19 protein-coding genes, 1 tRNA gene and 1 pseudogene are annotated in these 23,568 nt (G+C 38.2%); 15 read left to right on the top strand and 6 right to left on the bottom strand.

The genetic code is table 11. The annotated features are described in order from the left end of the window. Nucleotides 1-10 precede the first annotated feature (10 nt). From ACE94K_RS09015 to ACE94K_RS09030, 4 genes are read right to left on the bottom strand one after another with little or no spacing between them, the layout of a single operon-like run. Nucleotides 11-409, bottom strand: coding sequence for a hypothetical protein (locus ACE94K_RS09015; protein ID WP_378183086.1), 399 nt, complete (start codon nt 407-409; stop codon nt 11-13). A 14-nt stretch (nt 410-423) separates the two neighbouring features. After that, entirely contained in the window at nt 424-6,363 is a 5,940-nt protein-coding gene (locus tag ACE94K_RS09020; RefSeq protein ID WP_378183089.1) for a hypothetical protein, read from the bottom strand. 18 nt (nt 6,364-6,381) lie between these two features. Next, nucleotides 6,382-6,624, bottom strand: coding sequence for a hypothetical protein (locus ACE94K_RS09025; RefSeq protein WP_378183092.1), 243 nt, complete (start codon nt 6,622-6,624; stop codon nt 6,382-6,384). 54 nt (nt 6,625-6,678) lie between these two features. Beyond that, a complete protein-coding gene (locus ACE94K_RS09030; protein WP_378183095.1) occupies nt 6,679-6,966 on the bottom strand; it encodes a hypothetical protein in 288 nt (95 codons plus the stop codon). Between the two features lie 2 nt (nt 6,967-6,968). Between ACE94K_RS09030 and ACE94K_RS09035 the strand changes: the two genes are divergently transcribed. The 15 genes and pseudogenes from ACE94K_RS09035 to ACE94K_RS09105 all read left to right on the top strand — a co-directional run bounded on the left by ACE94K_RS09035 (nt 6,969) and on the right by ACE94K_RS09105 (nt 20,786). After that, nucleotides 6,969-7,235 carry a hypothetical protein gene (locus ACE94K_RS09035; protein ID WP_378183098.1) on the top strand — a complete coding sequence of 89 codons (267 nt, stop codon included), beginning with the start codon at nt 6,969-6,971 and terminating at the stop codon, nt 7,233-7,235. 843 nt (nt 7,236-8,078) lie between these two features. Further along, nucleotides 8,079-8,151, top strand: a tRNA-Gly gene (locus ACE94K_RS09040). Between the two features lie 65 nt (nt 8,152-8,216). Continuing rightward, nucleotides 8,217-8,525, top strand: a pseudogene (locus ACE94K_RS09045) (integrase core domain-containing protein); the annotation flags it as partial. A 112-nt stretch (nt 8,526-8,637) separates the two neighbouring features. Continuing rightward, entirely contained in the window at nt 8,638-9,351 is a 714-nt protein-coding gene (locus ACE94K_RS09050) for a glycosyltransferase family 2 protein (protein WP_378183101.1), read from the top strand. 38 nt (nt 9,352-9,389) lie between these two features. After that, nucleotides 9,390-9,731, top strand: coding sequence for a DUF2304 domain-containing protein (locus tag ACE94K_RS09055; RefSeq protein ID WP_378183103.1), 342 nt, complete (start codon nt 9,390-9,392; stop codon nt 9,729-9,731). An 11-nt stretch (nt 9,732-9,742) separates the two neighbouring features. Further along, nucleotides 9,743-10,579 carry a polysaccharide deacetylase family protein gene (locus ACE94K_RS09060; RefSeq protein ID WP_378183106.1) on the top strand — a complete coding sequence of 279 codons (837 nt, stop codon included), beginning with the start codon at nt 9,743-9,745 and terminating at the stop codon, nt 10,577-10,579. Between the two features lie 86 nt (nt 10,580-10,665). Next, nucleotides 10,666-11,508 carry a GNAT family N-acetyltransferase gene (locus ACE94K_RS09065; RefSeq protein ID WP_378183109.1) on the top strand — a complete coding sequence of 281 codons (843 nt, stop codon included), beginning with the start codon at nt 10,666-10,668 and terminating at the stop codon, nt 11,506-11,508. Between the two features lie 108 nt (nt 11,509-11,616). Further along, the gene (locus tag ACE94K_RS09070) at nt 11,617-12,549 is read left to right on the top strand and encodes a glycosyltransferase family 2 protein (protein WP_378183112.1); all 933 of its coding nucleotides are present in this window, start codon (nt 11,617-11,619) and stop codon (nt 12,547-12,549) included. Nucleotides 12,550-12,555: 6 nt separating this feature from the next. Beyond that, entirely contained in the window at nt 12,556-13,404 is an 849-nt protein-coding gene (locus ACE94K_RS09075) for an NAD-dependent epimerase/dehydratase family protein (RefSeq protein ID WP_378183115.1), read from the top strand. Next, nucleotides 13,383-14,366: an ATP-grasp domain-containing protein gene (locus tag ACE94K_RS09080; RefSeq protein ID WP_378183118.1), complete on the top strand. Its 984-nt coding sequence runs from the start codon at nt 13,383-13,385 to the stop codon at nt 14,364-14,366. The genes ACE94K_RS09075 and ACE94K_RS09080 overlap by 22 nt, the downstream gene beginning before the upstream one ends. A 1-nt stretch (nt 14,367) precedes the next feature. Beyond that, nucleotides 14,368-15,015, top strand: a complete 648-nt coding sequence (locus ACE94K_RS09085) for an HAD family hydrolase (RefSeq protein WP_378183121.1) — start codon at nt 14,368-14,370, stop codon at nt 15,013-15,015. Then, nucleotides 15,008-15,643, top strand: a complete 636-nt coding sequence (locus tag ACE94K_RS09090) for an acetyltransferase (RefSeq protein ID WP_378183124.1) — start codon at nt 15,008-15,010, stop codon at nt 15,641-15,643. The genes ACE94K_RS09085 and ACE94K_RS09090 overlap by 8 nt, the downstream gene beginning before the upstream one ends. Nucleotides 15,644-15,656: 13 nt before the next feature. Then, on the top strand, nt 15,657-17,405 hold the full coding sequence (locus tag ACE94K_RS09095) for a hypothetical protein (protein WP_378183127.1): 1,749 nt from the start codon (nt 15,657-15,659) through the stop codon (nt 17,403-17,405). A gap of 7 nt (nt 17,406-17,412) precedes the next feature. Next, the gene (rffA, locus tag ACE94K_RS09100) at nt 17,413-18,549 is read left to right on the top strand and encodes a dTDP-4-amino-4,6-dideoxygalactose transaminase (RefSeq protein ID WP_378183130.1); all 1,137 of its coding nucleotides are present in this window, start codon (nt 17,413-17,415) and stop codon (nt 18,547-18,549) included. Beyond that, entirely contained in the window at nt 18,549-20,786 is a 2,238-nt protein-coding gene (locus ACE94K_RS09105; RefSeq protein WP_378183132.1) for a hypothetical protein, read from the top strand. Before rffA ends, ACE94K_RS09105 begins: the two co-directional genes overlap by 1 nt. Here ACE94K_RS09105 and ACE94K_RS09110 read toward each other — a convergent pair. Next, nucleotides 20,783-21,202, bottom strand: a complete 420-nt coding sequence (locus tag ACE94K_RS09110; protein WP_378183135.1) for a tetratricopeptide repeat protein — start codon at nt 21,200-21,202, stop codon at nt 20,783-20,785. The genes ACE94K_RS09105 and ACE94K_RS09110 overlap by 4 nt on opposite strands. A 5-nt stretch (nt 21,203-21,207) precedes the next feature. Continuing rightward, nucleotides 21,208-23,541, bottom strand: coding sequence for a tetratricopeptide repeat protein (locus ACE94K_RS09115; protein WP_378183137.1), 2,334 nt, complete (start codon nt 23,539-23,541; stop codon nt 21,208-21,210). Nucleotides 23,542-23,568: the final 27 nt, after the last annotated feature.

A 23,568-nucleotide genomic window follows, 5' to 3' on the forward strand; every position in this document is an offset into this window, starting at 1 on the left:
TGCTATTGTATTATTTTACAACAAATACTACATTAATAAGGGTATTATAATCTGCTGGTTGTCCCACAATAGTATATGTTAATACTCCATCAGCAGTTATTGTCATGGCTCCAGGTGTTGTATCAAATACCGAAGGATCTGCAAAAGTCACGTAATAATATAAATCTGTTGCCGCGTACAATGGTACCGTAGCTGGAGCGCCTGCACTTACCGCAGTTGGGCTTCCAAATTGGGCAGTATACATTGAATAAAGATTAACAGAGAAAGTTCCATTAACTGAAGCATCAATCTCTATTGAAGGAGGATAGAATACTCTTGCTGCTCTTGATGTAATTGGAGCGATTGCTTGAATAACTTCTTGTACATTTGTTTCATTTACTGGACTTGGATCTGTAGAAACACCATTCACATCTATTGGAGTTCTTAACGGTACTTCGTCATCAAACTGATCATCAGTAGAAGGATCTCCTTGAGGTCCTGTAGCTCCCGTGCTTCCTGTTGCTCCAGTGCTTCCTGTAGCTCCAGTATTTCCAGTGGCACCCGTAGCTCCCGTGCTTCCTGTTGCACCCGTAGCTCCAGTGCTTCCCGTAGCTCCCGTGCTTCCAGTTGCTCCAGTGCTTCCTGTAGCTCCTGTACTTCCTGTTGCTCCAGTACTTCCTGTAGCACCTGTGCTTCCCGTAGCTCCCGTGCTTCCAGTTGCTCCTGTGCTTCCTGTAGCTCCTGTACTTCCCGTAGCTCCTGTTGCACCAGTACTTCCCGTTGCTCCTGTGCTTCCTGTTGCTCCTGTACTTCCTGTTGCACCGGTTGCTCCAGTACTTCCTGTTGCACCCGTAGCTCCTGTACTTCCCGTTGCTCCTGTACTTCCCGTTGCTCCCGTGCTTCCTGTAGCTCCAGTGCTTCCAGTTGCACCCGTAGCTCCTGTATTTCCTGTAGCACCCGTTGCTCCAGTGCTTCCTGTTGCACCCGTTGCTCCAGTGCTTCCCGTTGCTCCAGTACTTCCTGTAGCACCTGTGCTTCCCGTAGCTCCCGTGCTTCCCGTAGCTCCCGTGCTTCCTGTAGCTCCTGTACTTCCCGTAGTTCCTGTTGCACCAGTACTTCCCGTTGCACCCGTAGCTCCTGTGTTTCCTGTTGCACCAGTACTTCCTGTAGCCCCAGTATTTCCAGTGGCACCCGTTGCACCCGTACTTCCCGTTGCTCCAGTGCTACCCGTTGCTCCAGTACTTCCTGTAGCACCTGTGCTTCCCGTAGCTCCCGTGCTTCCAGTTGCTCCTGTGCTTCCTGTAGCTCCTGTGCTTCCAGTTGCTCCAGTGTTACCTGTTGCTCCAGTGTTACCTGTTGCTCCCGTAGCTCCTGTGCTTCCAGTTGCTCCCGTTGCTCCTGTATTTCCAGTTGCACCCGTTGCTCCAGTACTTCCTGTAGCACCTGTGCTTCCCGTAGCTCCTGTGCTTCCAGTTGCTCCTGTTGCTCCCGTAGCTCCATTGCTTCCCGTAGCTCCCGTAGCTCCAGTGCTTCCCGTTGCTCCCGTATTTCCAGTTGCACCCGTTGCTCCAGTACTTCCTGTAGCACCTGTGCTTCCCGTTGCTCCCGTGCTTCCAGTTGCTCCTGTGGCTCCAGTGCTTCCTGTAGCTCCTGTACTTCCTGTAGCTCCAGTGTTACCTGTTGCTCCAGTGTTACCTGTTGCTCCAGTGTTACCTGTTGCTCCCGTAGCTCCTGTATTTCCTGTATTTCCTGTAGCTCCTGTGCTTCCAGTTGCTCCAGTGTTACCTGTTGCTCCCGTAGCTCCAGTGCTTCCCGTTGCTCCCGTTGCTCCTGTACTTCCTGTAGCTCCAGTACTTCCTGTAGCACCTGTGCTTCCCGTAGCTCCCGTGCTTCCAGTTGCTCCTGTGCTTCCTGTAGCTCCTGTGCTTCCAGTTGCTCCAGTGTTACCTGTTGCTCCCGTAGCTCCTGTGCTTCCAGTTGCTCCCGTTGCTCCTGTATTTCCAGTTGCACCCGTTGCTCCAGTACTTCCTGTAGCACCTGTGCTTCCCGTAGCTCCTGTGCTTCCAGTTGCTCCTGTTGCTCCCGTAGCTCCATTGCTTCCCGTAGCTCCCGTAGCTCCAGTGCTTCCCGTAGCTCCAGTGCTTCCCGTTGCTCCCGTATTTCCAGTTGCACCCGTTGCTCCAGTACTTCCTGTAGCACCTGTGCTTCCCGTTGCTCCCGTGCTTCCAGTTGCTCCTTTGGCTCCAGTGCTTCCTGTAGCTCCTGTACTTCCTGTTGCTCCAGTGTTACCTGTTGCTCCAGTGTTACCTGTTGCTCCCGTAGCTCCTGTATTTCCTGTTGCTCCAGTGCTTCCTGTGGCTCCTGTGCTTCCTGTTGCACCGGTATTTCCTGTTGCACCCGTTGCTCCAGTACTTCCTGTAGCTCCTGTACTTCCTGTAGCTCCAGTGTTACCTGTTGCTCCAGTGTTACCTGTTGCTCCAGTGTTACCTGTTGCTCCCGTAGCTCCTGTATTTCCTGTATTTCCTGTACTTCCCGTAGCTCCTGTGCTTCCAGTTGCTCCAGTGTTACCTGTTGCTCCCGTAGCTCCAGTGCTTCCCGTTGCTCCCGTCGCTCCTGTACTTCCTGTAGCTCCAGTGTTACCTGTTGCTCCAGTGTTACCTGTTGCTCCCGTAGCTCCTGTATTTCCTGTTGCTCCAGTGCTTCCTGTGGCTCCTGTGCTTCCTGTTGCACCGGTATTTCCTGTTGCACCCGTTGCTCCAGTACTTCCTGTAGCTCCTGTGCTTCCCGTAGCTCCCGTAGCTCCTGTGCTACCTGTGGCGCCAGTACTTCCTGTTGCTCCAGTGCTTCCTGTAGCACCCGTAGCTCCTGTATTTCCTGTTGCACCTGTAGCTCCTGTGCTTCCAGTTGCACCCGTAGCTCCTGTACTTCCCGTAGCTCCAGTGTTACCTGTTGCTCCCGTAGCTCCTGTATTTCCTGTTGCACCCGTTGCTCCAGTACTTCCTGTAGCTCCTGTGCTTCCAGTTGCTCCAGTGTTACCTGTTGCTCCCGTAGCACCTGTATTTCCTGTAGCTCCTGTTGCACCCGTTGCTCCATTGCTTCCCGTTGCTCCATTGCTTCCCGTTGCTCCCGTGCTTCCAGTTGCTCCTGTATTTCCTGTTGCTCCAGTACTTCCTGTTGCTCCAGTGCTTCCTGTAGCTCCTGTATTTCCTGTTGCACCTGTAGCTCCTGTGCTTCCTGTTGCACCGGTATTTCCTGTTGCACCCGTTGCTCCAGTACTTCCTGTAGCTCCTGTAGCTCCTGTACTTCCCGTAGCTCCAGTGCTTCCCGTAGCTCCAGTGCTTCCCGTTGCTCCCGTTGCTCCTGTATTTCCAGTAGCGCCAGTTGCTCCTGTGCTACCAGTTGCTCCTGTACTACCAGTTGCTCCAGTTGCACCTGTATTTCCTGTGGCACCAGTTGCTCCCGTACTTCCTGTAGCTCCTGTACTTCCTGTGGCACCAGTTGCGCCTGTGTTACCTGTAGCACCGGTTGCACCTGTACTACCAGTTGCTCCTGTATTTCCTGTGGCACCAGTTGCTCCTGTATTTCCTGTTGCACCGGTTGCTCCTGTGCTTCCTGTAGCACCAGTTGCTCCTGTGCTTCCTGTAGCACCAGTTGCTCCTGTGTTCCCTGTAGTACCAGTTGCTCCTGTATCTCCTGTAGCACCGGTTGCACCTGTACTTCCAGTAGCACCGGTTGCACCTGCACTTCCTGTGGCACCAGTTGCTCCCGTACTTCCTGTAGCACCTGTACTTCCTGTAGCACCTGTGCTTCCCGTAGCACCTGTGCTTCCCGTAGCTCCTGTTGCACCCGTTGCTCCATTGCTTCCCGTAGCTCCCGTGCTTCCAGTTGCTCCAGTGCTTCCAGTAGCTCCTGTACTTCCTGTTGCTCCAGTGTTACCTGTTGCTCCCGTAGCTCCTGTGCTTCCAGTTGCTCCCGTTGCTCCTGTATTTCCAGTTGCACCCGTTGCTCCAGTACTTCCTGTAGCACCTGTGCTTCCCGTTGCTCCCGTGCTTCCAGTTGCTCCTGTGTTACCTGTTGCTCCCGTAGCTCCAGTGCTTCCCGTTGCTCCCGTGGCTCCTGTGCTTCCAGTTGCTCCCGTGCTTCCCGTTGCACCCGTAGCTCCTGTGTTTCCTGTTGCACCAGTACTTCCTGTAGCCCCAGTATTTCCAGTGGCACCCGTTGCTCCAGTGCTTCCCGTTGCTCCTGTGCTTCCTGTCGCACCCGTTGCACCCGTACTTCCCGTTGCTCCAGTGCTACCCGTTTCTCCTGTATTTCCTGTTGCACCCGTTGCTCCTGTACTTCCTGTTGCTCCCGTAGCTCCTGTTGTTCCAGTGCTTCCTGTTGCACCTGTATTTCCTGTTGCACCCGTTGCTCCAGTACTTCCTGTAGCTCCTGTTGCTCCTGTATTTCCTGTTGCTCCTGTATTTCCTGTTGCTCCTGTGCTTCCAGTTGCTCCCGTATTTCCTGTCGCGCCAGTGCTTCCTGTTGCACCAGTATTTCCAGTTGCACCCGTTGCACCCGTAGCTCCTGTATTTCCTGTAGCGCCAGTGTTACCTGTTGCTCCTGTATTTCCTGTAGCACCTGTGCTTCCCGTAGCTCCCGTGCTTCCAGTTGCTCCTGTGCTTCCTGTAGCTCCTGTACTTCCCGTAGTTCCTGTTGCACCAGTACTTCCCGTTGCACCCGTAGCTCCTGTGTTTCCTGTTGCACCAGTACTTCCTGTAGCACCTGTGCTTCCCGTAGCTCCCGTGCTTCCAGTTGCTCCTGTGCTTCCTGTAGCTCCTGTACTTCCCGTAGTTCCTGTTGCACCAGTACTTCCCGTTGCACCCGTAGCTCCTGTGTTTCCTGTTGCACCAGTACTTCCTGTAGCCCCAGTATTTCCAGTGGCACCCGTTGCTCCAGTGCTTCCCGTTGCTCCTGTGCTTCCTGTCGCACCCGTTGCACCCGTACTTCCCGTTGCTCCAGTGCTACCCGTTTCTCCTGTATTTCCTGTTGCACCCGTTGCTCCTGTACTTCCTGTTGCTCCCGTAGCTCCTGTTGTTCCAGTGCTTCCTGTTGCACCTGTATTTCCTGTTGCACCCGTTGCTCCAGTACTTCCTGTAGCTCCTGTTGCGCCGGTGCTTCCTGTAGCTCCTGTTGCACCCGTTGCTCCAGTGCTACCTGTGCTTCCAGTTGCTCCAGTATTACCTGTTGCACCCGTATTTCCAGTTGCACCCGTTGCTCCAGTACTTCCTGTAGCACCTGTGCTTCCCGTTGCTCCTGTTGCACCTGTGCTTCCCGTAGTCCCTGTAGCTCCCGTAGCTCCTGTATTTCCTGTATTTCCTGTAGCTCCTGTACTTCCCGTAGCTCCTGTATTTCCAGTTGCACCCGTTGCTCCAGTACTTCCTGTAGCTCCTGTGCTTCCTGTAGCTCCTGTACTTCCCGTAGCTCCTGTTGCTCCTGTGCTTCCAGTTGCTCCTGTATTTCCTGTTGCACCCGTTGCTCCTGTACTTCCCGTAGCTCCCGTGCTTCCTGTAGCCCCAGTATTACCTGTTGCTCCCGTAGCTCCAGTGCTTCCCGTTGCTCCCGTTGCTCCAGTACTTCCTGTAGCACCTGTGCTTCCCGTATTACCTGTAGCTCCCGTTGCTCCTGTACTTCCCGTAGCTCCAGTGCTTCCTGTAGCCCCAGTATTACCTGTTGCTCCCGTAGCTCCTGTGCTTCCAGTTGCACCCGTTGCTCCTGTATTTCCAGTTGCACCCGTTGCTCCAGTACTTCCTGTAGCACCTGTGCTTCCCGTAGCTCCTGTGCTACCTGTTGCTCCCGTAGCTCCATTGCTTCCCGTAGCTCCAGTGCTTCCCGTTGCTCCCGTATTTCCAGTTGCACCCGTTGCTCCAGTACTTCCTGTAGCACCTGTGCTTCCCGTTGCTCCCGTGCTTCCAGTTGCTCCTGTTGCTCCAGTGCTTCCTGTAGCTCCTGTACTTCCTGTAGCTCCAGTGTTACCTGTTGCTCCCGTAGCTCCTGTATTTCCAGTTGCACCCGTTGCTCCAGTACTTCCTGTAGCTCCTGTGCTTCCCGTAGCTCCTGTATTTCCTGTATTTCCTGTAGCTCCTGTGCTTCCAGTTGCTCCAGTGTTACCTGTTGCTCCCGTAGTTCCAGTGCTTCCCGTTGCTCCCGTTGCTCCTGTATTTCCAGTTGCACCCGTTGCTCCAGTACTTCCTGTAGCACCTGTGCTTCCCGTAGCTCCTGTTGCTCCCGTAGCTCCATTGCTTCCCGTAGCTCCCGTAGCTCCCGTAGCTCCTGTGCTACCTGTTGCACCAGTGCTTCCTGTTGCTCCTGTGCTTCCTGTAGTTCCTGTATTTCCAGTTGCACCCGTAGCTCCAGTGTTTCCTATTGATCCTGTAGCTCCTGTACTTCCTGTAGCTCCAGTGTTACCTGTTGCTCCAGTGTTACCTGTTGCACCCGTAGCTCCTCTATTTCCTGTTGCTCCAGTGCTTCCTGTGGCTCCAGTGCTTCCTGTTGCACCGGTATTTCCTGTTGCACCCGTTGCTCCAGTACTTCCTGTAGCTCCCGTAGCTCCAGTGCTTCCCGTAGCTCCTGTACTTCCCGTAGCTCCAGTGTTACCTGTTGCACCCGTAGCTCCTGTATTTCCTGTTGTACCCGTTACTCCTGTTGCACCAGTGCTTCCTATAGCACCCGTTGCTCCCGTACTTCCAGTTGCACCCGTACTTCCTGTTGCTCCCGTGCTTCCTGTTGCTCCCGTGCTTCCAGTTGCTCCTGTATTTCCTGTTGCACCCGTAGCTCCTGTATTTCCTGTTGCACCAGTACTTCCTGTAGTTCCTGTACTTCCCGTAGTTCCAGTGTTACCTGTTGCACCAGTGCTTCCTGTTGCTCCCGTAGCTCCAGTGCTTCCCGTAGCTCCTGTATTTCCTGTTGATCCTGTAGCTCCTGTGTTACCTGTTGCTCCCGTAGCACCTGTGCTTCCAGTTGCTCCAGTATTTCCTGTTGCTCCTGTAGCTCCTGTAGCTCCAGTGCTTCCCGTTGCTCCTGTATTTCCTGTTACACCCGTCGCTCCAGTACTTCCTGTTGCACCTGTATTTCCTGTTGCACCTGTTGCTCCTGTGCTTCCAGTTGCACCAGTGCTTCCTGTTGCACCCGTTGCTCCAGTGGCTCCCGTAGCTCCTGTATTTCCTGTAGCGCCTACGACTCCTATATTGGTTATCGTACCATTTTCAGAAGTATAAGTAAAAGTGCCATCGCCATTATCTACAAGGGTGGATATTGTTTCGTTAACACTTCCACCACCATTAGATAGAGTAATCGTGTTTCCAGATTGACTTAATATTTGTATTTCATTAGTTGGGTCCGGATCTGGATCATTAATTAATGAAGTTAAATCAACTGCCCCTCCATTTTCAAGGGTTAAAATATTTGTGGTGCTATTAAAACTTAGTTGCTGATTGTCGTTACCAGAGCATAAACTTGTCCAACTATTATTGTTGTACTGAAATATACAATTATCATCTGTGTTGTAAACTAAAGCACCGTTTAAAGGAGTAATAGCGTTCATTTGGGTAGAGGTAACCCTTGTTAAAACAAAAGCCTTATCAATACTTTCTAACTCCAATATAGAAGAAGAATCTATTTGATCAGGATTATCTCCAATTTTTACCTGAGAATAGATACAGGTAATTGGCAATAAAATACATATGAAAAGAAGTAATTTTACCTTCATAGGCAGTAGGAAATTTCTTTTTAAAAGAGTTTTACCTCTTTTGGATTGGGGTTTTTACGTAATTTATTTGTTTAAACAAAATTAGCTATTTGTCTCAGTAAAAATAGATAATGTGCTAATATATTAATATTTTCTTAAAGGCAAAAATACTTTTTTTATTCGATAAACCGCATTTTTTTTCGATAAAATACGTTTTTATCATTTTTTAATCTTTAATTAAGCTGTTGTAAATCAATTATTATTGCGGTTTTATAGAATGTTAAAGGGTTTTTTATTTAAATCAATCTGTTAAAAAAACTTTTAAATTTAATTTTGATTTTTAAAGAATTCCAATACATTTGCTTTATTAAAGGCGGGAGTAGCTCAGTTGGTAGAGCGTCAGCCTTCCAAGCTGAATGTCGCCGGTTCGAACCCGGTCTCCCGCTCAAAAAAAAGCCTTATCAAGTATTGTTAAGGCTTTTTTAATATTTAGGACTAGTCAACTAAATTATTACATCATTCTGATAGAAGACTACAGTATTATTCTTCTATATATCAGAAGTAATTAAAACGCACTGATGTGACTCCATCGGTGACTGATGGATATGATTGCTATCAAAACGCATTAGCCGAAAGAATTAATGGAATATTGAAAAATGAGTTCTTAATATATCAATGCAAGGATCAAAATGAGCTCAAATAATTAATTATTGAATCCATTAATACTTATAATAATAAAAGACCTCACCTTAGTCTTAATACGAAAACACCTAATTTTGCACATAACAAAAAACCAGAGAAGATAGCTTCTCTAGTCTAATTTAAATTATTAAAAACCGTCAACCTATTTTAGGACGACTCATTGTGTTAATAAAAAGCTCTGTTATTAATTAGTTGTTTTATATTTGTAATTAAACATAAGCATATTATCAGTGATTCGGATTGCAGCTATTATACCTGCCTACAATGAAGAAAAAAGCATTGTTAAAGTTGTAAGATCTATTAAAGAAATACAAAACTCAACTTTTGTTATAGATCCGATAGTGGTTAATGATTCTTCAAATGATAATACTTCTAAGATTATTCACTCTTTACCCTGTGTTTCTTTAGATTTGCCTATTAATCTGGGCATAGGAGGGGCTGTTCAAACTGGTTTTATTTATGCTTATGAAAATAATTATGATTACGCAATTCAGGTAGATGGCGATGGGCAACACCCTGCAGATCAAATAGAAAAATTGTTTTTATTAATTCATAATCAATCTAATGTAGTTATTGGTTCTCGTTTTATTGAGAATGAGGGCTTCCAATCAACGAAATTACGTAGATTAGGAATTAAATACTTTATGTTATTAAATAAGGTAATTCTAAATGTTAAGATAACTGATTGTACATCAGGTTTTAGAATGATAGATAGAAAAGCTTTAAAAATCGTATGTGATTATTACCCTGATGAATATCCTGAACCTGAATCAATAGTTTTATTTTCTCTTAATAATCTTAGGATGGTGGAGGCGCCAGTTGTTATGAAAGAACGGCAAGGAGGTGTTTCTTCCATCAATTTTGTTTCATCAATTTATTATATGATCAAAGTTACCTTAGCTATTTTTTATACATTTATAAGAATTAAATTTCGGAGAAAGTAGGAATTAAACTTCTATTTTTTAACTACAAAAAAGAATTGATGGAGAAGATTCAGATTTTGGCCATTATAGCTAGCTTATTATTTACGTTTTTTGTCATTCGATTGATTATTAAAGGTAAGCTAAGGGAAGAATATTCTGTGGTATGGATAGTATGCACATTTTTTTTGATTCTTTTTTCATTTTGGCGAAAGGGATTGGATTTTGTTTCGGGATTGCTTGGAATTTATGAGCCTCCAAACTTTGTTTTTACTACTAGTGTGTTTGTTATATTTATTTATCTTTTGTACTTAAGTGTAGTTGTTTCTAAACTTCAAGATCAGAATAAAAAGTTAGCGCAAGAGATAGCATTATTGAAACAACAAATTGAGTCTAAAAGTTAAAATGATCGTTGATGAAAAACAATTTGTTTTTATTTAGTATTGATCTAGAGGATGTTCGCTTTGGAATAAAAAACGGATTGCAATATAAGGCAAGTGTTGAAGCATTGGTAGAAGAATATTTAACTTTTTTAAATCAATATAACGCTAAGGCTACTTTTTTTACTGTTGGGAATATTCCTAAACATTATCCTGATCTCATTAAAATGATTGTAGATGAAGGACATGAAATAGCCTGTCATTCAAATCAACATATTCCGGTAACAAATCAAACAGAAAGTGAGTTTAGAGATGATGTTTTTCGTAATGTAGAAAACTTATTGAAGGCAGGAGCCAATGAAGTAATAGGCTACAGAGCACCTATATTTTCTATCACCAAAGAAACTTCTTGGGCATATGACGTACTTGCCGATATGAATTTTGTTTATTCCAGTTCCATACTTCCTGCTAAGAATCCTCTATATGGGTGGGAGAATTTTGGTGAAAAACCTAAGAAAATGGGAGAAGATCTTTGGGAAATACCTATGAGCTTGCGAAAAAGTTCTTTTTTTAAGGTCCCATTTTCAGGAGGTGTTTATTTTAGATTTTTACCTTTTTTTATGATTAAGAAAAGTTTTAGCCAACATTTTAAAGAGGGCAGAGCTATTACCAGTTATTTTCATCCTTATGATATTGATACTGATCAAGAAAGATTTATGCATCCGGGAATTGATAATAATAGAATTTATAATCAACTTTTGTATTGTAACCGAAAGGGAGTTTTTCCAAGATTGCACAAAATAATGGATGTTTTTCAACCAAAGATTATTACATATAAAAGTTTTGTAGAGCTTTTAGAGAAAAATGATTGATATTTTTTGAATCAAAAATTCATAGATGCAAGACATTTAGATTTATTATTAATAAATTTAAAAAATTAAGATTATATAGGATATAAATGAATTATACTTTTAAACCTATCCAAACAGATGATAATTCAATTGAGGAAATAAGCAATGTTCTTCAGGGGACTTTTCCAAATACAAAAAAATTTACCAAGGAATTTGTTCGCTGGCAATATGCCGATAATCCCATTGGTCCTATGATCGGTTACAATGCATATTTAGGGGATCAATTAGCAGCTCATTATGCTTTAATGCCTTTAAAAGCTTGTATAGATGGTAAAGAAGAAAAAGGGTTGCTTTCGCTTAATACAGCAACTCACCCTAATCATAGAGGGAAGGGATTGTTTACGACTCTAGCTCAAAAAAGTTACGACCTCGCGATTGATGAAGGTTATAGTTTTGTGGTTGGAGTTGCTAATGCTCAGAGCACTCCAGGTTTTTTGAAAAAATTAGATTTTCAGCTAGCTGGAAGTTTGGAAGCTAAACTTGGTTTAGGTAAGGTTGCATATAAAGATGCGAATGACACTTTCATTTTTGAGAGAATTTGGGATGAAGCTTCTTTACATTGGCGCTTATCAAATCCTGAATTACCTTATCACGTGAAAAAAGGAAGAGTGTCGGTGAGGACTGATAATCTCTTTATTCAAGCTGTACTTAGAGATTTTGGAGAAAAACAGTTTGTTCCTAATAAGAATCATCCATTAGGTTTTAGACCTATTAGACTCTGGATTGGTATTAATCATAATATAGACTGGAAGAAATCCTTTTATTTTGATATTCCTTCAAGATTTAGACCTTCTCCTTTAAATTTAATTTTTAAGGATCTTAGTAGTAAGAATAGAAAGTTTAAATCTTCTGAAGTTAGGTTTAGTGCACTGGATTTTGATGCTTATTGATTTTATTGAGTTACTAATTAATTTAATTTATAAAAAAAAGTCTGAAAGCTTTTTAAAAATCTGATGAAAACTAATTTACAAATAGACGGTTAAGTTCTAATAATAATTATGAGTAGAGATATCAAATTGTCCTTAGTAGTACCTGTATATTTTGAAGAAGAGGTGATTAATCAATTTATTAAAGAAGTTGTTGAGGAGCTGGATATTTTAAAGATTAACTACGAAGTTATCTTCATAGATGACGGGAGTACTGATAATACCGTTAATTTAATAAAAGATGAAGCTAAGGAAAATGATAATATTAAACTGTTAGAATTATCATATAATCACGGTAAACAGGCTGCGGTGACTGCAGGCATTAATTATTCTAAAGGTGAGTACTTGATTTATATGGATCCTGATCTACAAGACCCTCCCAAAGAAATTAAGAATTTTATTGTTGAAATAGAAAAAGGATATGACTTGGTTTTTGGAGTAAGAAAACAAAAAAAAGACAGTCTGAAAAATAGATTTTTTTCAAAAATATTCTGGTCCGTACTAGATAAATACACTGGATTAGATTTACCAAGAGGATTAGCGGTAATGAGAATTTTTAATAGAGACTTTGCAGAGAGGTTTTTGATGTATAAAGAGCAAAACCGTTTCATTGAAGGTATATTTATGCATATAGGAATGAATCAATCGGTTATAGAAATAGAGCAACGTGAGCGATTTGCAGGGGTGAGTAAATTCAATTTTAAAAGAAAAATGAATCTTGCCTTTGATGCTATTTTTGACTTTTCAGAACTTCCGTTAAAGTTAGCGGTTAGATTTGGTATTTTTTTAGCCTTAATAGGAACACTAGCTTTGTTTGTAATATTGATAGTGAAGTTGTTTTTTGTAGATTTCCAACCTGGCTGGCCATCAATTTTTGGTTTCCTAATTTTATCATTGGGAATACAGCTTTTCTTTATAGGACTTTTGGCTCTATATATAGGGCGCATTTATAGGGAGTCAAAATCTCGACCACTTTTTTCAATTAAGGATACTACTAATATTTAAGCAAAAATGAAAATAGCAATAGTTGGGAGCAATAGCTTTTTAGCTCAAGCTTTATTAGTTGAATTAAGTTCGAGATATGATGATGTTATTCAGGTTTATCATCAAAGAAGCTATAGACTCTCTAATAAATTTCGGCAAATAAGGATTAATGAATTTTTAGAACAGAAGCCTGTTGTTGATTGTATTTTTTATATCACATCTCATATCAGTTTTAAAGAAAGTTTAGAAGAGATAAATGAGATCTACAAGGTAAATGTTTACTTATTGAAAACTATTTCTAAAATATTTCAAAACGCTAAAATTATTCATGCTTCTTCAGTAGCTTTATATGAAAATTCTGGAAAAATTATTACCGAGGAATCTGCAGTAAACCCAAAAAACAGCTATGGTATTTCGAAATTATGGGCAGAATTAATCGTAAAAAATCATAAAGGAGGAGGAATAAATGTTAGAATTTCATCCCTATTTGGTGAAAGAATGAATCGGGGGACTTTTTTACCAGAGATTATTATTAGTGCTATAAGTAAGAAAGAAATATGTTTATACGGAGATGGAAGTAGAATGCAGAATTATGTATATGTAAAAGATGTAGCAGAGATTTTAGAAAAAGCGATGCAAAAAAAAACGAATATTCCACTATTAGCAGTAGGAAACAGGTCATATTCTAATTATGAAGTGGCAACTATGATTAAAGATTTTCTCCCTGATGTAAGTATTGTTTATAAAAAGGAAGATGCTAGTAGAAGCTTTTTTTATGACAATTCAAGTACTAACAAAATATTAGGTATCAATAGAACTAATATCTTTAAAGAACAATTAAGGCAAACCGCTCTATGGATACAAAAACAATATTAGTAACGGGTATAGGAGGTAATGTAGGACAAGGTATTTTACGTAATATCAAAAATTTGGAATTCTCTATAAAACTAATTGGATGCGATATTTCATCATTTACTGCGGGGAATCATTTATGTGATAAAACTTATCAGGTTCCGTATGCATATGAAGAAAATTATCTTACTGAAATATCAAAAATTGTAGAGGAACAGAAGGTGGATATGATTATTCCATCAACAGACTACGAGATCTATTATTTGGGTTTCTGTAAGGGTAAGTTAGATACTTTTATATTGGCATCAGATCCAGAAATTTCAAAACAATTTTTAGATAAGTATTTAACTTGGAAGCTCTTTGATAAGTATGATATTCCTTTTGCTAAATCCTGGTTGCCGAAAGAGTACGATAACTCTGAAAAAGAAGTTATAGCAAAACCTAGGAAAGGTAGAGGATCCAGAGGTATTATAATAAACCCAAAAAATATTTCTAGATTGGGGGACGATTATATGATACAGAAATTGTATAATGGCAAAGAAGTTACTACCGCGGTCTATGTAAATAAAAAACAAGAAATTCATGGTGTTTGTTCTATGGAAAGAACATTAGAAAATGGAACAACCTCTAAAATAATATTGAATAATTCATATGATGATAAATTAAAAGAAATAGCAGAAGAAATCGTAAAGCTCAAAGGTGTTATAGGAAGTTTTAATATTCAAAGTATAATAGATAGTACTTCGCAGGTGTACCCTTTTGAAATAAATTGCAGGATTTCAGGTACAAATTCGATAAGACACAATTTAGGTTTTCAAGATGTAAAATATGCAGTGCAAGAGTATTTATATGATATATCTCCTGATGATGTTAACATCAAAAATCCCAAAGCCGTAGCTATAAGAATCTTGATGGATATTATTTATCCAGAAGCAACGTCTTTTGAAGACCTTAATGATAATTCTTTTAAACACTTTATATATTAAAATGAGTAAATACAAATACATTCTCTTTGATGTTGCAGGAACACTTTTGCATAAGCCTACTTTTTATAGTACCTTTTTAAAGGTACTCGAAAAGGAAGGATACTTCATAGAAAGTATCGAATTTAAGAGAAAACATAAACTATTATCTGAGGTTATTCATTTTCCTGATAGGACAAGCAGGAAGTTTTATGATTATTTTAATACTGAATTACTGTATTTATTGGGAGTAATTCCAACCCGTGATTTGTTGAAAAAATTATTTGAACGTTGTTCTTATTTGCCTTGGGAAAAGTTTTCTGATACCGACATACTAAAAAAAATAGAAATTCCTAAGGGAATTATATCCAATTTTAATAATACATTGAAAGAAAAAATAGATCATTTTTTTGATCCTTTTTTTAGTGATATTTTAGTGTCTGAAGAATTAGGAGTGGCTAAACCTAGTGTAGATTTTTATCAAAAGACATTAGAGCATATTAATGTTGATGCTAATAAAATACTTTATATTGGAGATTCTATTAAATTAGATATAGAACCGTCAATAAAACTAGGCATTAATTCACTTTTAATCGACAGAGACTGTATTTTTCCGTCATCAACATACAGAATAGATTCACTTAATGAAGTTTTAAATTATATCTATGAATAGTGTTTTAGGAATCATTGGTGCTGGACATTTGGGTCAACAAATTGCTCATTATGCAATAACAGATAAGCACTTTGAACAGGTTGTTTTTTTTGACGATTTTACAGGCGAGTCAAATATCACCGGCTGTCCCGTGTTGGGAAGGACACAGGATATATTAAAGAGTTTTTCTCAAAAAAAAATTACGCATTTAATGATTGGTATTGGATACAAGCATATGGCGGCACGTGCTAATTTTTATGATATTTATAAAGACAAAATTCCATTTGCCAGAATTATACATTCCTCTTGTTGGGTAGATCCAACTGCAATAATTGGTGAGGGTGTCATTGTATACCCAAATTCTGCTATTGATGCTCATGTTGTAATTAAGAATAATGTCTTGTTGAATATTGGTTGCACAATCGCCCATCATACCAGTATAGCTTCGCATTGTTTCTTATCACCAAGAGTGGCTCTAGCTGGTTTTATTATAGTGGGTGAACAGGTAATCTTGGGAATTAATTGTACCGTAATCGATAATATTACCATTGGGCAGAATGTGAAAATAGGCGCGGGGGCGGTTGTAGTAAGAGATATCACTGAAAAAGGTACCTATGTCGGGGTGCCAGCCAAATTGAATAAAAAATAAAAATGAATAACGTATGTTAAGACTTTTATATCAATTTTTATTTAAAAAAATATCACCTATTGGGTTAGGGATATTCCGAATTGGCTATGGAATTAATTTTCTATTAGAAATCCTCAATATTTTTAATTACCGTCAGCTTTATTTTGATAAAATACCATACCTAGATGTTAACTTCCCTGATACCACATTATTGTTTTTGTTGTGGATGGTCATTATTTCTTTTTTGGTTGTTGGATATTACACAAGAATTTCAGCTATACTGAACTATGTGTTCACCATAGTATTTATTTCCAGTATGACTACATATGAATATCATATGTTTTATACATATACCGGAGTAAATTTTTTGCTAATATTTCTACCCATTCAGAAGGTGTTATCAATAGATTTTCTTCGAATGAAGTTTCGGTGTATTGAAAAAGGAATTAATTATAAAATAGAAAAGGTGGCAAAAATAAATTATTTATTACCTGCATTTGTGGGGATAGGTCTGTTTTATTTTGACTCTGCTTTTACCTATAAAATATATTCACCCATGTGGCTTAAAGGCTTGGGAGTATGGTTGCCTTCGTCCATACCGCACATAACTATTTCTGAGAATCAATGGTTTTTGAATCAAGAGTTTCTAGTTAAGTTTTTATCCTACTTAACTATGTTATTTGAGTTTATGTTCATTTTTTTATTCTGGCATAAGAGATACAGAGTTTTTCTTCTACTTATAGGTTTAGGTTTACATTTAGGAATAGCTATGGAGTTTCCTATTCCGTACTTTGCGATGGGCTATGTCGCCATTTATTTGATTATGGTGCCAGTTACCTTTTGGGGGTTATTATGGAAAAAAATAATTAACAAACAACCGAAACTAACTTTGTTTTATGATAAAAGAAACTTGTCTATAGCTAAACTTGTTACTCTTATTCAATGTCTTGATATTTTCAAAGCAATTAGAGTTGAGAGCAAAGAAAGTTTTTCTGCAAGTGACGATGTAGTGTTTCAAAGTGATTTAATTTTAGCTGATTCTGATCAAAAAAAATATACCGGAAATGCATTACTTCCAATAATCTGTAAATCGTCACCTCTGTGCTATCTTATTCTTTGGTTGTCCGGAGTTGTTTTATTCAAAAATACATTTATTGGCTCCTTAGATCAGATTTCAGAAGACAAGAGCACCATAGAACTTGTTGATTTTAAAGGGGTTCCTTATCATGAAATACGGGATAAGTTTTTCGTATTAGTTATGATTTTGGCTTTCTTTCTTCAAATTCAGGTAAATCATAATTTTTTTGGGTCTGGCAAATTTGATGCAGCGGTTCACAAGATTTCAAAGCAATATTTTGGAATTACCCATCATGATGTTTTTGTGGATTCTCATTTAATAGGATATAACAATGTTTACACTATAAAATATGAAGGGGAATTACTTCCAATATTAGATGAGAGAGGAATGGCTGATAGGTATGTTTCTGGAGGTAGTTACGCATATTGGATTTTTAGAGTAAATATGCCTTATGTAAAAGAAAATGCATACTCACTTAGAAAGGGTATGATAGACTATACTTCTTTTTGGATGCATCGCAATGATGTAGATTTATCAAAAATTCAAAAGTTTGAAATTGTTAGAAAAAAAGTAGCTTTATCTTTTCAATGGGAAAGAGATTTGCTTGAAAAAAATATAAATTCACCCTGGGAAAAAGTTGGTGAATTGCAATGGAAGGATAAAAAAGCACATTTTTTTTGGAGTTCAGACAGCCATAATAAATAAATCGAATATGATCCCTTTTAATAAACCCTATATGACTGGAGACGAGCTTTATTATATTAAAGATGCAGTTGCTCGTGGTAAAATTTCAGGAAATGGCTATTATACAGAAAAATGCCATACCTATTTTAAAGAACAAATAGGTTTTCGCAATTGTCTGTTAACCTCTTCTTGTACAGATGCTCTGGAGATGGCGGCGATACTGGTGGATATACAACCGGGAGATGAAGTAATTATGCCATCATATACATTTGTGTCCACGGCAAATGCATTTGTTTTAAGAGGAGCTAAAATCATTTTTGGAGATAGTTATACTAATAATCCAAATATAGATGCTAATCATCTTGAAAAGTTAATTACACAAAAAACAAAAGCTATTGTTGTGGTTCATTATGCAGGAGTTGCATGTGATATGGATAAGATCATGGATCTTGCCAATAAACACAATGTTTATGTTATTGAAGATGCTGCGCAAGCAATTGACTCTTACTATAAAGGAAAACCGTTAGGTAGTATTGGGCATTTGGCAGCTTTTTCATTTCACGAAACAAAAAATATCATTTCAGGGGAAGGAGGAATGCTGGTTGTAAATGATGAACGTTTTGATAAACGAGCAGAAATTATTTGGGAAAAGGGAACTAATCGTTCTGCTTTTTTTAGAGGAGAGGTAGATAAATATTCTTGGGTAGATATAGGTTCATCTTTTCTTCCATCAGATGTTACAGCGGCTTTTTTGTATGCGCAATTAGAAAACTTAGCAAAAATTCAAACCAGAAGAAAAATGTTATGGTTTAATTATCAGAAAGGCTTGGCGCAATTAGAAGAGAATAACTTTTTACAACTCCCGTATATCCCAGAAGATGCATCTGTAAATGGTCATCTATTTTATCTGGTATGTAAAGATATTGAAGAAAGAACACAGTTTATCGCGTTTTTAAAAGGATACGATATTCATTGTGTTTTCCATTATTTGTCTTTGCATAAGAGTCCTTTTTACGGTCAGAATAGTGGATCGCAAGAACTTCCTCATTGCGATCACTTTGCTGATCGTTTAGTAAGGCTTCCTCTATATTACGAACTAGATATGACACATCAAGACCGAATAGTCGAATTGATAAAAAGATTCTTCAGTAAAATTAATTCATAATGAATCTCAAATTAGCATCCATTCTTAGAACCAAGTACAAAACAGCTTTTATTGTTTTGAGCTTGCTACTGGTATTCCTAATGCCAATTTTAAGTTTTGATTATGGTATTATTGAAGATGCTAAAGTGCATCAGGAACATGGGGAAAGGATTTTGGATTATTTTAAAGGTAAAGACAATTCCGCTGCATTAAGTCCGCTTGACGAGCATGGAAATCTTCTTGACATATCTATCGACGAACAAAATAAGGTGCGGGGAATGAATGGCTTTGGAGGTTTTTTTGATCTAGTTGCAAATTTTTTATATCAGTATCAGCCGATTACAGGGGTTTATGAATTCAGAAATTTTTTAAGTGCCTTATTTGGGGTTTTGTTGTTTTTCTTCTGTGGGTTACTGGGTAAAGAACTTGGTGGATGGAAAACAGGTTTTTTTGCATTGGTATTTGCATTGCTTTCACCACTATTGTTCGGTCAGTCAATGTATAATCCAAAAGATATTCCATTTGCAACTTTCTATATTATTTGTGTTTATCACCTTGTTAAGTTGTTAAAAGAACTTCCAGAAGTCACTCTTAAAAGATCTTTGTGCTTAATAATAAATATTTCTATACTAATAAATATCAGGCTATTTGGGCTTGTATTTATTGGGCAAATTATGGTGGCGGTTTTCTTTTGGTGGTTGGTAAAAAACTATCAAAATAAGTTAACTAAGTCGGTTATTAAGAAATCCCTTTTGTTATTTTTAAAAATTACCCTTATAGGATTATTGGGATATTTAGGTACAGGTATATTATGGCCATATTTACAAACTAATCCGTTTACAGGGCTGGTTGAATTATTCATCGCAGCAAAGGATTTTAAAGGATTTGAGGCTATACAATTATTTGAAGGAGAATGGAAGAGCAGTTTTGAAATGCCTTGGTATTACCCAATCAAGTACCTATTATATCTACAACTCCCGTTACACCTTTTTTTAGGGGTGTTTTTAATTCCTGTAATCTATTATAAGACAGAAAAGTTTAAAACTTTGCAATACTCAGTTGTTTTGTTTACAGGCTTATTTCCTCTCTTTCTAATTCTTGTGGGGAAACCAAATTATTATGACAATGCACGTCAGTTTTTGTTTCTGACACCCCCATTAATTGTTATGATTTCTCTGGCATATAACAAGCTAATAATACTCCAAAATAATAAAATGGGCAGGCGAGTTGTTTACATCTTGTTGTTGTTTTTGTTATTGCAACCATTAAAGTTTTTAATGACCAATCACCCTGTTCATTCTTTATACTATAATCCAATCATTGGTGGGATACAAGGAGCTTTTGGTAAATATGAAATTGACTATTGGGGTGTAGCTGTCAAACCGGCTGTCGAATGGTTAAAGAATAATGCCGAATCGGATGATAAGAAACCTGTCAGAGTAAGGTTATATTACGGTGATCAACTTAAAGCATCATATTTTTTAGGTAAAACTTCCAACTTGAATCACGTTATTGCTCCAGAAAAATCTTCTTATTGGGATTATTCTATAGTCCTGTTATCAGAGGCTAAGTATAATAAAAGCCTTTTAAGAAACTGGCCTCCTGAAAACTCAGTATATTCAATTAATGTGGATGAAGTACCTGTATGTGCTATTGTAAAAAATAATTTTAAACCAGATGGTATTAAAAAACTACAAGAACAGCTGAAGCAAAAACCAGATTCCAAAGGTTTCATCCAACTAGGTTTGCTTTATTATAATAAAGAAGATTATGTTAATTGTATTAAAGCATCTAAAAAAGCTATTGATTTGAATCCTAATAGCAGTATAGCCTATAATAATATCTGTTCTTCATATAATGCGCTTAGTATGTTTGAGAGAGCTGCAAAATCCTGCGAAAAAGCTTTGGAATTAAATCCAGATTTTCAACTAGCTAAGAATAATTTAAAATTTTCAGAAGATAGTATTCTACAACTTGATGATAAACCTTTATCTGTTGATCAATATATCGCCTTGAGTCTTAAATATTATCAATTAGGTGACTATGATGATTGTATAAGAATAAGTGAGGAATTGCTTAAGATTGATAAAGATAATGCAGTTGCTTACAATAACATTTGTTCAGCATATAATGCTTTAAAAAAATACCACGATGCTATCAATGCTTGTAAAAACGCTTTGGAACTTAGTCCTGATTTTCAATTAGCAAAAAATAATTTGAGATGGTCAAAAGAGCAATTAACTAAAGAAGGCTTTTAGGGTTGGTTATCCTTTTCTTGGAGCATCCAATTGAGATTGTTTTTTGCAAGTTGAAAACCTGGGTCTATATCTAGAGCTTTCTTGCAGTATATAATGCCCTGATCCCAATTCTTTAAGTTCGCATAAGCAAATCCTATATTATTTAAAGCAAATTTATTTCTTGGATTAATTTTAAGAATTTTTAAGTTCGTTTCTATACTTAATTGATACTGCCCATTATTTATATAGTTTAGTCCCTGATTAATTAAATCAGTCTCTTGCGCAGCTATTTGTTCTTGAATGATGGAGTTGCCCTCAGATTCTTGAAGTTCAGATTTATTTTTAATCACGGTGAAAATAAAAAAGACTAAGGGAGTTATTAAGAAGAGAAGAAGTTCTAAAGCTAATTTTTGTTTTTTAGTTAATTTTAAATCCATGGGTTTTATTGTTTGCTATTGCTTAGGGCATAATTATAGTTATTTCTAAGAAGTGTGTTTTGTGGATTTATCCCTAAACCTTTCTTACCTGCATCTATTGCTTTTTTCCATTGCTTAATTGCATTGAATGAGGCGCATAGATTATTGTACAAGTTATCTGACGTTGGGTGTTTTGTTATTCCTTCTTCAGCTAAGGTTATACATTTGTTAAAAAGTCCGTAGTTATAATAAGCTAATGTTACGTTGAGATAGTTGGCTTCACTAGGATTAGCTTCTAAAGATTTGGTAAGTTCATCAATTTTACTTTTTCTTGATAATACATCTTGTAGATTGTTCTTTGCTAGTTGAAAATTTGGATTTAATTCTATTGCTTGATCGCAAGCTAAAACTGCCTTGTCAAAATTGCCTAAAAGATTTTGTGCGATACAGATATTGTTATATGCTGCTGCAAAGTCTTTGTTTAGCTTTAATGCTTTTTCTGCAGCAAGTATACATTTTTGATAAAGACCGTTTTGATAATATTTTAAACTTAGGTCTAGATATTTTTCAGGGGTTGGGTTTTTTTGTATTTCATTTTCTTCCAGATCTAGTTTGTTTATTTTTTGTACACTAGCCAATAGAAATGATTGCGCTTTTTTATTCTCTTTATCAATTAATAATGTATTCTGTGCAAGTTTATTCAGTTCATTCCAATTTTCCAGCTCTAAATAATTTTCCATCAATAGTAGTCTGGTTGGTATATGATTTGGTGATATCTCCAATGACCTATTTAACTTGCTTATTGCCTCTTTGTTTCTTTGGTTTTCGCTAAAATAACGTCCGTAATAGAACCATGAACTATGAAATCCTGGGCCATATTTTATAGAGTTTTCGAAATACTTTTCAGCCTCCTTTTTATTGCCTTTAGCGTTATTCAGTATACCAAGGTTTATATGAAGCGTATGATAATTGGGTGTATACTTTAATGCTTTTATGAAGTATTCTTCCGCAATTTGGTATTCACCCTTTGCCATTTTTGTCAACCCATAGTTCATTAATCCTCTTCCATTTTTCGGGCTTTTTATGGTAACATCCTTCCAAAGACTTTCTTCGTCGTGCCAAACAATATTTCTTTGGTATGTCCCAAAACCATATAACGTGAGTAAAGTGGAAATGATAACAGCAGCATATTTAATATCAAATTTATATCTTTTTTTAAGGTTTCCGATTAAAAGCCAGATAGAATACCCTACGGCAAGAGTTAATCCAATATATGGAAAAAACATTCTATGGTCATTCATTACTTCTGCTAATGGAATGAAACTTGATGTAGGTGCCAGTGCAATAAAAAACCACAATATTCCAAATGTGATCGGATAGTAGCTTTTCTTTTTGAAAGTTAAAATCGCGATTACGATTAGAATTATTAGGAAAAATATGCCAAAGAAAAACTTAAAAGACCATATATTTTCCAGTAATGTCCAATCGGTATCAGCACTTAGATGTATTGGTAAAAAGAGACTTCCAAAATAATAGAAAATTACATAAGGTTGTGTAATTAGATATCTAAAGGTTTCTGATGAACCAGTGCTAAAAGAGTTTGGAGTCATATAACCCTGAAAAATATAGAGCGCTGCACAAACCATAATAGAGGGTGAGGAAACTTTTATAACTCTAAGTAACTTTGATTTTTTAGAGAATTCGATAATGTTTCTAAAGCTAATCTCTTCTTCAAAAAATCCAACGTAGATCACAAATAATGGAGCAAACATTATTGCAGTGGGTTTCGATAATGCACCAATTATTACAGGGATCAAATACAAATAATATTTTTTACAAGTTTTTGAATATTGATAGAGAACAAATGCAAGTATTACAAAGAAAGTAGATTGCAAGTCTGAACGTGCAATGATGTAATTAATAGTTTCTGCCATTGCGGGATGAATCATATACCAAACTGTAATCGCACCAGCAATATAGAAATTGAACTTGTCTTTATTTGATATATTGAGAATTCTAAAAGCGAAAAAGAAGAGAAGCACTCCTTGAATTAAAAATAGAATAAAAGAACTCAAATGAAAGTAAAACAAATCGTATCCATTACCTAACCAATAATCAATAGCCAATGAAATAGTAAGTATTGGTCTATAAGCTTGATTCTGAGGCAATGAGCTTATCGTGGTTCCGTCTGTAAAGAAATTCGGAATATTTTTTAAACTTCTGATATTTGGATTTTCGACAATGGTGTGCATATCATCAAAATGAAATGCATTATCAAAATGATTAAGGTAAGTAATTGTCGTTACGATAACCATTATAATTAGGAAATACAGCGTTTTCTTTTTTGGTATTTGATTCATTGAGTATTTATATTGCTACTAATGTAA

It is taken from the genome of Aquimarina besae, from assembly GCF_042434905.1.
GTDB lineage: Bacteria > Bacteroidota > Bacteroidia > Flavobacteriales > Flavobacteriaceae > Aquimarina.